The organism is Cryobacterium sp. HLT2-28, assembly GCF_004402495.1.
GTDB lineage: Bacteria > Actinomycetota > Actinomycetes > Actinomycetales > Microbacteriaceae > Cryobacterium > Cryobacterium mannosilyticum.
The window spans coordinates 16,695-29,374 of sequence record NZ_SOFH01000011.1 but is presented as its reverse complement, the minus strand read 5'-3'; the positions used below and the strand labels follow the sequence as shown (position 1 = coordinate 29,374).

14 protein-coding genes and 1 tRNA gene are annotated in these 12,680 nt (G+C 68.9%); 6 read left to right on the top strand and 9 right to left on the bottom strand.

The window, feature by feature from the left end:
- Positions 1-29 precede the first annotated feature (29 nt).
- On the bottom strand, positions 30-923 hold the full coding sequence (locus E3O48_RS05130) for an alpha/beta fold hydrolase (RefSeq protein WP_134537550.1): 894 nt from the start codon (positions 921-923) through the stop codon (positions 30-32).
- 114 nt (positions 924-1,037) lie between these two features.
- Between E3O48_RS05130 and E3O48_RS05125 the strand changes: the two genes are divergently transcribed.
- Genes E3O48_RS05125 through E3O48_RS05115 form a run of 3 tightly spaced genes read left to right on the top strand, consistent with a single transcriptional unit; the run spans position 1,038 to position 4,417 of the window.
- A complete protein-coding gene (locus E3O48_RS05125) occupies positions 1,038-1,901 on the top strand; it encodes a DUF4349 domain-containing protein (protein ID WP_134537549.1) in 864 nt (287 codons plus the stop codon).
- A gap of 10 nt (positions 1,902-1,911) precedes the next feature.
- Positions 1,912-3,078: an acyl-CoA dehydrogenase family protein gene (locus E3O48_RS05120; protein ID WP_174774759.1), complete on the top strand. Its 1,167-nt coding sequence runs from the start codon at positions 1,912-1,914 to the stop codon at positions 3,076-3,078.
- Complete coding sequence (locus E3O48_RS05115) at positions 3,071-4,417, top strand: threonine/serine exporter ThrE family protein (protein ID WP_134510224.1); 1,347 nt, start codon at positions 3,071-3,073, stop codon at positions 4,415-4,417. Before E3O48_RS05120 ends, E3O48_RS05115 begins: the two co-directional genes overlap by 8 nt.
- Here E3O48_RS05115 and E3O48_RS05110 read toward each other — a convergent pair whose 3' ends face one another.
- Positions 4,418-4,660 carry a hypothetical protein gene (locus E3O48_RS05110; protein ID WP_134537547.1) on the bottom strand — a complete coding sequence of 81 codons (243 nt, stop codon included), beginning with the start codon at positions 4,658-4,660 and terminating at the stop codon, positions 4,418-4,420.
- A 203-nt stretch (positions 4,661-4,863) separates the two neighbouring features.
- Between E3O48_RS05110 and E3O48_RS18165 the strand changes: the two genes are divergently transcribed.
- Both E3O48_RS18165 and E3O48_RS05105 read left to right on the top strand, forming a co-directional pair.
- Entirely contained in the window at positions 4,864-4,986 is a 123-nt protein-coding gene (locus tag E3O48_RS18165; protein WP_255453709.1) for a hypothetical protein, read from the top strand.
- Positions 4,987-5,097: 111 nt separating this feature from the next.
- A complete protein-coding gene (locus tag E3O48_RS05105; protein ID WP_134537546.1) occupies positions 5,098-5,967 on the top strand; it encodes a metal-dependent hydrolase in 870 nt (289 codons plus the stop codon).
- Positions 5,968-6,162: 195 nt separating this feature from the next.
- Here the strand turns inward: E3O48_RS05105 and E3O48_RS05100 are convergent, their stop codons facing one another.
- The 3 genes from E3O48_RS05100 to E3O48_RS05090 are packed head-to-tail and all read right to left on the bottom strand — an operon-like array spanning position 6,163 to position 8,757.
- Complete coding sequence (locus E3O48_RS05100; RefSeq protein ID WP_134537545.1) at positions 6,163-7,356, bottom strand: acetyl-CoA acetyltransferase; 1,194 nt, start codon at positions 7,354-7,356, stop codon at positions 6,163-6,165.
- On the bottom strand, positions 7,353-8,006 hold the full coding sequence (locus E3O48_RS05095; RefSeq protein WP_134510232.1) for a CoA transferase subunit B: 654 nt from the start codon (positions 8,004-8,006) through the stop codon (positions 7,353-7,355). Before E3O48_RS05095 ends, E3O48_RS05100 begins: the two co-directional genes overlap by 4 nt.
- A 34-nt stretch (positions 8,007-8,040) precedes the next feature.
- On the bottom strand, positions 8,041-8,757 hold the full coding sequence (locus E3O48_RS05090) for a CoA transferase subunit A (protein ID WP_134537544.1): 717 nt from the start codon (positions 8,755-8,757) through the stop codon (positions 8,041-8,043).
- A gap of 177 nt (positions 8,758-8,934) precedes the next feature.
- Here E3O48_RS05090 and E3O48_RS05085 point away from each other — a divergent pair, with 177 nt between their 5' ends.
- Positions 8,935-9,738 carry an IclR family transcriptional regulator gene (locus E3O48_RS05085; RefSeq protein WP_241982407.1) on the top strand — a complete coding sequence of 268 codons (804 nt, stop codon included), beginning with the start codon at positions 8,935-8,937 and terminating at the stop codon, positions 9,736-9,738.
- Between the two features lie 30 nt (positions 9,739-9,768).
- Here E3O48_RS05085 and E3O48_RS05080 read toward each other — a convergent pair whose 3' ends face one another.
- The 4 genes from E3O48_RS05080 to E3O48_RS05065 all read right to left on the bottom strand — a co-directional run bounded on the left by E3O48_RS05080 (position 9,769) and on the right by E3O48_RS05065 (position 12,622).
- Entirely contained in the window at positions 9,769-10,350 is a 582-nt protein-coding gene (locus E3O48_RS05080) for a TetR/AcrR family transcriptional regulator (protein ID WP_166788612.1), read from the bottom strand.
- A 342-nt stretch (positions 10,351-10,692) separates the two neighbouring features.
- Positions 10,693-10,765, bottom strand: a tRNA-Ala gene (locus E3O48_RS05075).
- A gap of 108 nt (positions 10,766-10,873) precedes the next feature.
- Positions 10,874-11,890, bottom strand: coding sequence for a hypothetical protein (locus E3O48_RS05070; RefSeq protein WP_134537541.1), 1,017 nt, complete (start codon positions 11,888-11,890; stop codon positions 10,874-10,876).
- Positions 11,891-11,962: 72 nt separating this feature from the next.
- Positions 11,963-12,622 carry a GNAT family N-acetyltransferase gene (locus E3O48_RS05065; RefSeq protein ID WP_134537540.1) on the bottom strand — a complete coding sequence of 220 codons (660 nt, stop codon included), beginning with the start codon at positions 12,620-12,622 and terminating at the stop codon, positions 11,963-11,965.
- Positions 12,623-12,680: the final 58 nt, after the last annotated feature.

The window sequence follows — 12,680 nt, the reverse complement described above, 5'->3', positions numbered from 1 at the left end:
AGCCTAACCACCGCAGGACCGCCGACGGGTCAGCGGTCTGCGGCCGGCTCCCCGTTCGGTTCACCGGCCGGTTCCGTGATCGGCGACGCCATCGTCTCGACCGCGCCACCCGCATCGATCACGGCCACGAGCGCCCTCGCCAGTCTCGGCCGGATCAGGTGGTCGTTGGCCTCGACCCGATGCATGGTGACGTGGCGCATCCGTTCGATCACCGTCATGCTGCCCAGCGCGATGAAGGCGTCGAGGGTGCCGTAGACCACGTCAACCGGCACCGTGAGGCTGGCGATGTCACTGACCACCGTCTGGGACTCGATGCAGTGCTCGAGGGACTTCACGAACGGGGTCCAGTTGCGCTCGGAGATCTCGAAGATCCCCTTCGGCAGCAGCCGGGAGATGATGGCCGCGTTGCTGATCGTGAAGTCCTTGTTCAGGCGCAGGAAATCGTAGGCACGCAGGTAGGCGCTCACCCGCGCCCGTACCCAGCGGTCGCCGATGTCGGAGGGGGAGATGTAGACCGGCGGCCCGACCAGCACCACCCGGGAGACCTGGCTGCGCCGGGACATCCGGGTGCGCGCCAACGACGCGTACCGGGCCACGATCAGGCTGCCGAGCGAGTGGCCGACGAGGATGATCGGCTCCCGCAGATTCAGGGACCGGATCGTGGCGTCGAGCGCTTCGACGTGGTCTTCGAGCCGGTATTCGCAGCCCTCAGGGGCCGGTGACTCGCCGAAACCGAGGATGTCGACGGCGATCACCCGGTGCCCGGGTACGAGCAAGGGCACGACCTCCCGGAAGGTCACCGACGACGACGCGATGCCGTGGACCAGGATCACGACCGGCCCGGAGCCCTCGTCAGTGGCGATGTGCAGGAGCGGTGGGCGTCGCCGGCGAAGCCGTTCGATCAGAGCCTTCCACCACGTCATGGTTCCAGTATCCTCGCCCGTGCCGGTTCCGTTCAGGCGGCCGAGATCCGATTGTGATTCGACTCCCAGAGAGCATTCAGACAGTGGCATCCACCCTGACCCTACAGTGGGGCCATGAAGCGCATCTCCGTTGTCGCATTGGCTATCGCCGTCCTGCTGCTGGCCGGTTGTTCCGCGCAGGGTGCGTCGACCTCGGGGTCGGGCCCGTCCAGTTCCGACTCATCCGGCGGCGTCGTCGGAGCCCCCCAGCCCGTCTCGCCCGACTCAGCCGTCAAGGACGGGACAACGGGTGAGATCAAGTCCTCCAACCGCGACGTGATCACGACGGGTTCGGTGTCGATCACGGTCGACGATCCGATCAAGTCCGCCCAGGATGCCGTGATGATCACCGAACAGGCGGGCGGACGCATCGACAGCCGCAACGAGAACCCGGCCACCCCGAACCAGCCGGCGAGCGCCACTCTGACCCTGCGCATCCCCTCTGACGAGCTCGACCGCACGCTCGCCGAGCTGAAGAAGCTCGGCACCGTCAATTTCGTCTCACTCAACGCATCGGATATCACCCAGCAGACCACCGACCTCGACGCCCGGATCACGTCGCTGAAGACCTCGGTCGACCGGCTGCTCACCCTGATGCAGCAGGCAACCAACACCACCGACCTGATCGCCATCGAAAGCGCCCTGTCCGCCCGACAGAGCGAGCTCGAAGGGCTCCAGTCCCAGCGTGATTACCTCTCCGATCAGGTTGATTTTTCAACCATCAGCCTCGACCTCTACTCCACGGGCACGGTCGCTCCCGGCTCCCCCGACAGCTTCTGGACCGGAATCGTCGCCGGCTGGAACGCCCTCGTCGCGGCTCTGGGCAGCGCCCTGATCGGAATCGGCTTCGTCCTGCCCTGGCTGCTCGCGCTCGGCGCGGTCGCCGCAATCGTGCTGCTGATCGTCTGGCTGTCGACGAGGAAGCGCAAGGCTGCCTAGGCTGGAGTCTGTGACGACGTCCGACAGCCTCTCCCCGCTCGGCGACGACCTCCTCGAACGGATCCGTTCCCGGGCCCCCGGCCACGACCAGGCCAACACCTTCCCCACGGAGGACCTCGCCGAGCTCGCCGCCTGCGGCTACCTCCGCGCCCTCGTTCCGATCGAGTTCGGCGGCCTCGGCCGGAGCCTCCGCGACGTCGCCCGCGACCAGGTGCGCCTCGCCGCCCACGCCCCGGCGACGGCCCTCGCCGTCAACATGCACCTGGTCTGGACCGGCGTCGCCCGCACCCTGCACGACCGCGGCGACACCTCGCTCTCGTTCCTCCTGCACGAGGCCGGCACCGGGGAGATCTTCGGTTTCGGCGTGAGCGAGCCAGGCAACGACCTGGTCCTGACCGGTTCGATCACGGATGCCCGCCCGCAGCACGGCGGCGGCTACCGGTTCACCGGCACCAAGATCTTCACCACCCTCTCCCCCGCCTGGACCCGGCTCGGCACCATGGGGCTGGACACGACCTCCCCGGACGCACCGAAGATCGTCTGGACCTTCCTCGACCGCAGCGACCCCGGCATCACCCGCAAGGACGACTGGGACACGCTCGGCATGCGCGCCAGCCAGAGCCAGACCACCGTGCTCGACGGCGCCGTCGCCCGGCCCGACCGGGTGTTCCGCCGGCTTGATCCCGGGCCCAGCCGCGACCCGCTGATCTTCGCGATCTTCGCCAACTTCGAGATCCTCCTCGCCGCCGTGTACACCGGCATCGGCCGGCGCGCGGTCGAACTCGCCGTCGAAGCGGCCGAGCGACGCACCTCCCTGCGGCACGACGGGCGCAGCCTGGCCCAGGATCCGGACATCCGCTGGCGCGTCGCGGAGGCCGCCATCCTGATGGACGGCATCTACCCGCAGATCGACGCGCTCGCCGCCGATGTGGACACCCTCGTCGATCACGGCTCCCAGTGGTTCGCCCTGCTCTCCGGGCTCAAGCACCGTGCCACCGAGACTGCGAGGCTGACCGTCGACCAGGCCATCCGCGTGACCGGCGGCAGCAGCTACTACGCGGGCAACGAGCTCGGTCGGCTCTACCGGGACGTGCTCGCCGGCCTGTTCCACCCCTCAGACGCCGAATCCGCGCACTCCACGGTCGCGGCGGCCTGGCTGGGACCGATCGATGTCTGATCCGACGACCAGCATCGGCGTCTTCGACAACGCCGCCTATACCCGTTCGGTTCTGGACCTCACGATGCGCCTGGCCGAGGTCATCTTCGCCGCCGGCGCCGGCGCCGAGGACGCGACGGCCGCGATGGAGGCCATCACCCGCGCTTACGGGCTGAAGGGCACCGAGGCCAACATCACCCACACCATCATCACGCTCACCCACGAAGACCCGGGCACCCACGAGTCGATCACCCGCAGCCGCAACGTGAAGTACCGTTCGCTCAACTACGGCAAGCTCACCGCCACCTCCGAGCTGATCGTGGACCTGCTCGACCAGCCGATGGAGGTCTCGGACGCCCGCAAGGCCCTGGCCACCATTGTCAGCTCCAGGCCGCAGGTCCCGGCCCTCTACCGGCGCCTGGGCTGGAGCCTCGTCGGCGCCGGGGCCGCCGTGCTCATCGGCGGCGGGCCGATCGTGCTCGCGGCGGCGTTCGTCGCCACCTTCTTCATCGACATGATCACGACCGCCCTCGACCGGCGCCAGGCTCCGCTGTTCTACCAGAACGTCGTCGGCGGCGCGATCGGCCCGATCGTGGCCGCGATCGTGGCGTTGATCGACCCGACGGCGAACCCGTCCCTCGTCGTCATCGCGACCATCATCATGCTCCTCGCCGGGGTGACCACCTTCGGCGCGGTGCACGACACCCTCTCCGGGTTCTACCTGACCGGCACGGCGCGGCTGATGGAGGCGCTCCTGATCACCGGAGGGCTGGTCACCGGCGTCGCCGGCGCGTCACTGCTGCTCGCGCGGTTCGGCCTCCAGCTGAGGGTGGACGCCAACCTGACGCCGACCCTGGCCGACCTGCCGGTGCTGCTCGTGGCATCCATGGTCATCGTGATCGGTTTCGGCCTGGCCGTGCAGGTTCCCTGGCGCGCGTTCTGGGTGGTCTGCGTGCTCGGCGCCGTCGCCGAGTTCCTCTACCTGGCGGCCGCCTCCGCCGGGTTCGGGCTGGTCTGGTCGTCCGGTGCCAGCGCCATCGGCGTCGGCCTGGCCGCGGCGGTCGCCGCCCGGATCGTGCGCACACCCCCGCTGGTCATCGTCGTCACCTCGCTCGTGCCGCTCGTGCCCGGCCTGATCCTGTTCCGCGGCCTGCTGCAGCTCTCCGACGGCGACATCAACGGGCTGCTGAGCCTGCTGACGGCCGGCGCGGTCGCGGTCGCCCTGGCCGCGGGTGCCATCCTCTCCCAATACGTCGTTCAGTTCGTCTGGGGTCCGGCCAGGCGCCTGCAGCGTCGGTTCGTCGGCCCGCTGATGGCCCTGCCCGTGCGGCTCAGCCGCAGTCCGGGCAAGCGGATCTAGCTAGTTGGGCACGTCCGCTTCGCCCGCGGTATCGTGCAGATCTTCGACGAAGCGGTAGGAGATCGGTTCCTCGGTCACATGCCCGAGTTTGAATACGCGGCGAATAGTGGCGCCGTCCTCGGTGACCTCGAGAGTGACGGTCTGCTGGTAGCCGCCGTCGACGTATTCCAACTCCCGCTCCGTGCCGGCCGCGATCGGGTTGGCGCCGTAGAAGATTGCTCGGTAGGTGGTCTTCTCGTTCATGATCTCCCAATCTGTGTCGGTCAGGGTGTGTGGGTCAGGGTGTGCCGCTTCAGGATCGCCGGCCGCGGGTCGGCGGCTCGCTGCAGACAGACTACGACGGAGACGCACTATTGCACAGGGCGGAGCCGGAAGATGCCGAATCCGGCGAATCCGCGTATGGTCGAAGGCACGGTGCCGCTGGGGCTCGGATCGAAGGAGTACACATGGCTGACAAATCGCCCAAAAAAGACGCGACCAAGAAGGTTGCCGGAAAGTCCTTGAAGGAAAAGCGCGCCGACAAGCACGCCAAGTCCAACGAAACGGCTGAGAAGGCCCGCAAGGCCTAGCGCCTCCTCCATCATTACCGAGGGTGCCGCCACGTGTGTACGCGGCGGCACCTTTCCTGTGTCCGCCCCGCACGTCCGCGCGGTGGGCGCCCCCTTCGAAAGGATCCGATCGTGACGCTGCCCTCCGAGGACACCCTGGTCGGGTACCCCTCCGCCGAGACCGAGAACTCCACCACCGTCCTGCACTGCGAACACCTCCCCGACGGTCGCCTCGCGGTGCTGCTGGAGCGCAGCTGCGTGCACCCGGTCGACGCCGGCTGGCCCGACCAGGGCGCCGACCGTGCCGCGCTCCGCGTCGCCGGTGCCGAACTGCCCGTGCTGGACTGCGTCGTCGGAGCGACGGACGGGACCACGCTGCACCTCGGCCGGGAGATCCCGGTCGGCAAAGGCACCGAAGGCTGGGCGTTCGTCGTCGTGCACCTCATGGCCGGCGACGCCGTCATCGCCGAGGGCGACCAGGCCGAGGCCGTCGTTGATCCCGGTCACCGTCGCCGGATATCCTCGGGCCACACCGGATGCCACCTGGCCTCGCTCGCGCTCAACCGCGCCCTCGCCGACCGGTGGAAGAAGGACACCCGGCCGGACGGCCTCGGCCACCCCGATTTCGACGGCGTGGCCATCGACGTGTCCCTGATCGGCGAGAACGGGTCCACCGACACCTACCGGCTCGGCAAGTCCCTGCGCCGCAAGGGCTTCGTCACCGACGGCTTCGTCGGCGGCCTCGCCGAGGTGGAGGCCCAGGTCAACGCGAGCCTGGCCGAATGGATGGCCACGGGGGCGAGCGTGCGGATCGACCGCGACGGTGACCGCCTCACCGACCGCCGGTACTGGGTGCTCGAACTTCCCGGGCACACCGTGCGGATTCCGTGTGGCGGCACGCATCCGTCGTCGCTGTCAGAACTGGGTTCGGCACGGGTCGAGCTGTCGACCGCCGACGTCGACGGAACCACCGTGCTGACCATGGCCACGTTCGTCGGCTGACCGGCGTGCCGGCGGGTCGCGCCCGTCATGGCTGACGGATCGGAACTGCCACCAGCATTGGTCCTGGCACTGTGACACCGGCGAGGGTTCGTCGGCGACGCCCTCGGCCGCACTGTTTTCGAGGCCGCGCCCTCGAGCGAGCACACCGGCCGGGACACCGTGAACGGTGGCTCGGCCGGATCCGGAGCTCGAGGGTCAGACGGCCTCGAGCACGCTGACGTAGTTGGCGACGCCGACGCCGCCCATGTTCTGCACGACGGCGCGGCGCGGCGCCGGAAGCTGCATGGCGCCGGCCGTGCCGGTGAGCTGCATGGCGGAGACGACGTGCTGGGAGACCCCGGTCGCGCCCACCGGGTGGCCCTTGGCCTTGAGTCCGCCGGAGATGTTGACCGGCATTCTCCCGTCGCGGTAGACCCAGCCCTCCTCGACCGCCCGGCGCCCCTCGCCGGGGGCGGTCAGCCCCATCACCTCGTACATGATCAACTCGGCGATGGTGAAACAGTCGTGCACCTCGGCGAAGTCGAGGTCGTCGAGCCCGACCCCCGCCATCCGCAGGGCACGTTCGAAGGAGACCCGGGTGGCCGCGAACTCCGTCGGGTCACGGCGCGCCGCCGGCAGGAAATCGTTGGCGTGGCCGAAGCCGGTCAGACGCACCGGGTCGGTGGCGGCGCCGGCGGAGCGGGCCGTGCTGGTCGTGAGCACGAGGGCCGCGGCCCCGTCGGAGACCGGGGAGCAGTCGGTGCGGCGAAGGGTTCCGGCCACGATCGGGTTCTTGTCCGAGACGGTCCGGCAGAAGTCCTCGCCGAGGTCACGCCGCAACTGGGCGAACGGGTTGTCGACCCCGTTCCGGTGGTTCTTCGCGGCGATCGAGCCGAGCACGTCGCCGATGGCGCCGTACCGGTCCTCGTAGGCGCCGGCCACGACGGCGAAGAGCCCCGCGAAGCCCGACGTGGACTCTTGCCCGGCCAGGTCGTAGTCCGCGCCGAGGAGGGCCGAACCGACCAGTTCCGGCGACGCATCCGTCATCTTCTCCGCGCCGATCACGAGCACGGTGCGGGCGGTTCCGGCGAGGATCGCCTTGACGCCCTGCTGGAACGCGGCCGAGCCGGACGCGCAGGCGTTCTCGACCCGGGTGGCCGGCACATTGGCGAGCGCCGGGTCGGTCTGCAGCGCCAGCGACGATGGGAAACCCAGCGGGACCAGGCCGGAATTGAACTGGCCCAGGTAGATCTCGTCGATCTGGGCGGCGTCGACGCCAGAGTTCTCGATCGCCTCGGCGGCCACTCGCACGATCAGCGACTCGAGGGTGTCCTCGGTGAGCTTGCCGAACCGGCTGTGGCCCCAGCCGGTCAGGAGCACGTCCGTGCCGAATTGTTCCTTGAGACTCATTCGCCCACCACTCCCAATATTGCGACGCTGAACGCCGACTCGGTCTTGTTGCGGATCTCTTCGACGCTCACGCCGGGCGCCAGCCGGCGGAGCACGAGGCCGGCGTCGGTGACGTCGAACACGGCCAGGTCGGAGATGATCCGGTCGACCACCGCGACGCCGGTCAGCGGCAGGGTGCAGGTCTCGACGATCTTCGGGGAGCCGTCCCTGGCCACATGCTCGGTCAGCACGACGACCCGAGGTGTCCCGGCAACCAGGTCCATCGCGCCGCCCATTCCCTTGACCATCTTCCCGGGAATGGTCCAGTTGGCGAGGTCGCCGGTGCCGGAGACCTGCATGGCCCCGAGGATGGCGACTTTCACGTGCCCGCCGCGGATCATCCCGAACGAGGTCGCGGAGTCGAAGATCGACGCCCCCGGCAGCAGCGTCACGGTCTGCTTGCCCGCATTGATCAGGTCGGCGTCCTCCTCCCCTTCCCACGGGAACGGCCCCATGCCGAGCAGGCCGTTCTCGCTCTGCAGCGTGACGCGGATGCCGGCCGGCAGGTTGTTGGCGACAAGGGTCGGGATGCCGATGCCCAGGTTGACGTAGTCGCCGTCGCTCAGTTCTTCGGCCGCGATCGCGGCCATCTCGTCTCTGGTCCAGGTCATTCTCATGCTCCTTGGTCGAAAATCTCAGGCCGGGTCAGGCGGACACTGCGGCGGGCCGGGACCGCACGGTGCGCTGCTCGATGTTCTTGGTGCGCCGGGTCGCCCGCACCAGCCGCTGCACGTAGACCCCGGGAGTCACGACGTGGTTCGGGTCGATGTCCCCCGGCGCAACGATGTGCTCGGCCTCGGCGACGGTGATGCGGCCGGCCATCGCCACGATCGGGTTGAAGTTGCGGGCCGTGTAGCGGTAGACGAGGTTGCCCTCTGTGTCGGCGAGATGCGCGTGCACGAGCGCGACGTCCGCGATGATCGCGCGTTCCTGCAGATAGGTGACGCCGTCGAACTCGGCGAGTGGCTTGCCCTCGGCGATCAGGGTGCCGACCCCGGTTTTCGTGTAGAACGCGGGGATGCCGGCGCCGCCGGCCCGGAGGCGCTCAGCGAGCGTTCCCTGGGGGCTGAACTCCACCTCGAGCTGCCCGGCGAGCAGCTGCTCGGCAAAGAGCTTGTTCTCGCCCACGTAGGAGGCGATCACCTTCCGCACCTGGCCCGCGTCGAGCAGGCGGCCCAGTCCCAGTCCGTCGACGCCCATGTTATTGGAGACGATGGTCAGTCCGGTCACCCCGGATGCCCGCACCGCGTCGATCAGGTCGGCCGGGATCCCGCTGAGCCCGAATCCGCCGACGGCCAGCACCATCCCGTCGCGCAACACATCACTGAGCGCGTCGGCGGCGCTGCATGAAACCTTGGACATGGAATTCTCCTCATCGAGCAATTCTGCGTATCCACTTTGTGGACATGACATCTGTCGGCCATGCTAGGCGGCGAATTGGACCGCTGTCAATCGCCTCAGATTCGCTAGAATTGCGATCATCCACTCCGTGAACAGTAGGCTCATTGATATCCACATTATGGACATATGGGAGAATTTGTGAGCGAGAACCAGGGCAGCCCCGTGCAGGGCGCGCAGGTCGTCGGGCGCATCGCCCTGCTGCTCCGACTGGTGGGGCGCAACCCGGCCGGCACCCCCCTGGCCGAGATCGTGCGCGATTCGGGCCTGACCAGACCCACCGTGCACCGCCTGCTCAGCTCGCTGGCGGCCGAAGGCATCCTGGACCACGACCCGATCAGCCACACCTGGCATTACGGGCCGGAGATCTTCGTGATGGGAGCTGTCGCGGCCCAGCGCTATCCGATCGAGGAGCTGGCCCGGCCCAGCCTGCAACGCCTGGCCGAGGAGACCGGGGAGAGCGCGTTCCTGTCCATCCGGCGCGGCGCTGAGACCGTCTGCCTCCTGCGGGAGGAGGGCAGCTTCCCGATCCGCTCCTTCGTGCTGCACGAGGGCGTGCGCTTCCCGCTCGGTGTCGCTTCGGCCGGGATCGCCATCCTGGCGTTCCTCCCCGAGGCGGAGGCCGAGCAGCTGCTCGTGCAGGATGAGGCCTTCGTCGCCCGGTGGGGAGAGCAGCATTCGCCCGACGCCATCCGCGCCAACCTCAGCCGCACCAGGGTGACCGGGTATTCGGTGAACCCCGGGCTCATCTTCGAGGGCAGCTGGGGCATGGGCGCCGCGATCTTCGACCGCGCCAACCGGCCGACCTGGGCGCTCTCCCTCACCGGGATCGAGCCGAGATTCCGGCCCGAGCGGCAGCAGGTGCTCGGGCAGCTTTTGCTCGAGGAGGCCAACCGGATCACCCGGCTCCTGCAGAAACCGGGCCTCCCCGGCGATCCCGGCTGAGACGAACGCACCGCGCCCGCGGTCGAGTCGTCAGAGATATCGTTCCGGGGCGACGGCCCCCAAGGTCACGAGCGCACGGGCAAGCATCTCCTCGATCCGCTCGGGGAGGTCTTCACGCGCGGAAAGGCGATTGGAGATCTCCTGGACGCCGTAGAAGTAGCCGACGAGGTGCCAGGCCTCCCGGTCGGCATCGAGCCCCTGGCGAACATCGCCGGCAGCCTCGGCCTCCCGCAGCAGCGCCCCGATGCGCGCGATCCACCCCACGTAGGGCGTCGGCAGCGTGACGGGAATCAGGTGGTACTCCCGCATCAGCCGAACGGCGGCCCGAACCTGCACGTCGTCGCGGAACGCGCCTGCGACGCTGCGGATCGACGCGACCACGGCTTCGAGCCCGTGAACGGTGTCGACTCCGAGCACATTGGCGAATGGCGCCTGGGAGAACGCGGAGCGCACAATCGCCAGGGCAATGTCCGATTTCGCCTTGAAATGGTACTGAACCAGGCCCTTCCCGGTGGCCGACTTCTCGGCGATGAGGGCAATCGACGTGCCTGCGTACCCGCGGTCGGCGAACTCGATCGCGGCGGCGGCGAGTATGCGCTCGCGAGTCTCCACGGAGCGAGCATCACTTCGAACCACCAGAACCTCCCCACATGTTGTACGATCGTACTAGTTCCGTGGTGAGATTCGATACTCGAATGACCGTGGGGGATTCAGGGGCCCGGGACGAAGCCGCCCCGGCCAGGCTCAAGGTCTGGCTGGGGCAGCGCTCCCCCTCGCCGGGCGCGGCGGTCGGCCACGGCGGAGAATCTCTCGACGCGCCGGCTGGGCGGGCGCGCATTCCGGCGTGTCGCACAAATCTCCGGTTCAACCTCGGGCTGCACGGATGCCGCCGGGCCCGCATTCGCGACACGAAGAAAGCCCCCGGTCTCCCGGGGGCTTTCTCATCGTGCTCGGTGGAGCTAAGGAGATTCGAACTCCTGACCTTCTCATTGCGAACGAGACGCGCTACCAACTGCGCCATAGCCCCTTACCGCTTATGCAGAATATCACGCGTGGGGACCGCGTTGGAGCAGACCGGCCGTCGCGTCGCGAATCGGAGCAGTCCCTGGGCCGAAAAGTCCGGCAGCGCGGAGCGTCAGCCGACGGCGCGGCGGCGGCGCAGCACGGCGTCGAGGTCGGTCATTCCCGGTGCGGTCTCGCCGACCACACCCATCGACGCGAATCGGTTCGATGCGGCAGTGACGGCGGACGAGACGGCGGGAGCGGCTGTCGGCGCGGCCACCCCGCGCTTGAGCGGGGTGACGGCTACCGCGAGCTGGGCGGCGCGTCTGGCCACCTCGGCCTCCGCGGCCGCCTTCCGGAGTCCGGCCGCGGCATCCGCCGACGCCATGGCCGTCTGGGCGATCGTGCCAGGGGCAAGGTGGAGGGGAAGCGGGAGCGGCTGGGGCGTCCAGGTCGGCGTGGCCACCGGGACCTCGTCGAACTGCACCGGTTCGAACCGCTGGCCGGCCCTGGCCGGCACTTCCTCGTATTCGCCGCCGGAGCCGCTGACGCGGAGCCGGGACGCGCTCCGGGTTGTGCGAGCCAGTCGCGACAGGGCCCCGAAGGCGAGGGCAGCCGCAGCCGCGCCGACGGCAGCCATCGTCCAGGGGCCGCCTGCCACGGCGGACGGCACGCCACTGACCAGGAGCACGACACCGACGAGCAGGACAAGGGTGGAGAGCGCCCGACCGCGACGAAGCCGCCGGGACCGCAGGAGGTGAGCTGAAATGGGAGGTCCTCGCCTTTCCGAACGATTGGCTGCGGCCCGCGCCGCCGTGTCACGACGGTCGGCGGCCGCGGCATCCGCCACCGCACGTCGCTCGGCCGTCGCGGCGCCTGCCACGGCGCGCGCCTCTGCCCTGGCGTCGTCTTCGGCCTGGGCCAGCAGCTTGCGCTGGGAGACCACGGTGCGGGCGTTCGCTTCGAGGCGGACCTGTTGGGGCACTTCCGAGGTCTCCGCGAGGATGCGCAGCGTCTGCTGCAGCCGAACGGCGTTCCGCTCGGTGGTCACATATTGATGCCGGCGCGCCCAGGTCGGCATGAGATAGGCCACCCAGAGGGCAGCGGCGACCGCCACCATCACTCCCCCACCCAGGACCTCGCTACTCATGCTGTCTACGCTAGGAGCGCAGCGTCCCTCCGGAGCTGATTACCGAGGGTGTGTCACCGAGATCGGCCGAATTCATCGGTCGCTGATCGGCAGCGGATGCGCCGCCGCGGCCCGGTCCAGCACGCTCACCATCGCGGCCTCCGGGGAGACCGCGCCCTCACGCCAGCGGCGCAGCACGCCCTGCCGAACCTCCTCGGCCACGAGGGCGAAGCAATAGTGGTCGCGCCAGTCGCCGTTGATGTGGATGTACCGGCGGCGCAGGCCCTCGTAGCGGAAACCGAGCTTCTCGACCACCCGCAGCGACGGGGCGTTCTCCGGGCGAATACAGATCTCCATCCGGTGCAGGCCGAGCTGCCCGAAACAGTAGTCCGTGGCCAGGGCGACGGCGATCGGTGTGATCGCCTTGCCGGCAAACCGTTCTCCGACCCAATAACCGATGGTCGCCGACGACAGCGAACCCCAGGTGATCGAGGACACGTTCAGCTGGCCGGCGAGCTCGCCCGCGTACTCGATCAGGAACGGCAGGCCGTGCCCGCTGCGCGAGTGCGAGAGCAGGCTTCGGATGCTGGACCTCGTGTCGAAGGACATCGGCGCGTACGGGCTGGTCGCCTCCCACTTTCGCAGCCAGCCGCGGTTCTCCATCAACGCCTGCTCGAGCGTCTTGTCGTCGCGCAGCCGCACGGGGCGCAACGTCACTTCACCCTCGTGAAGCGTCGGAATCGCGATCGCCACTGCCTGTCCGTCTCCTCATGCCCGATGGTGTGTCACAAATGTAGCCGACCCGCCGGGG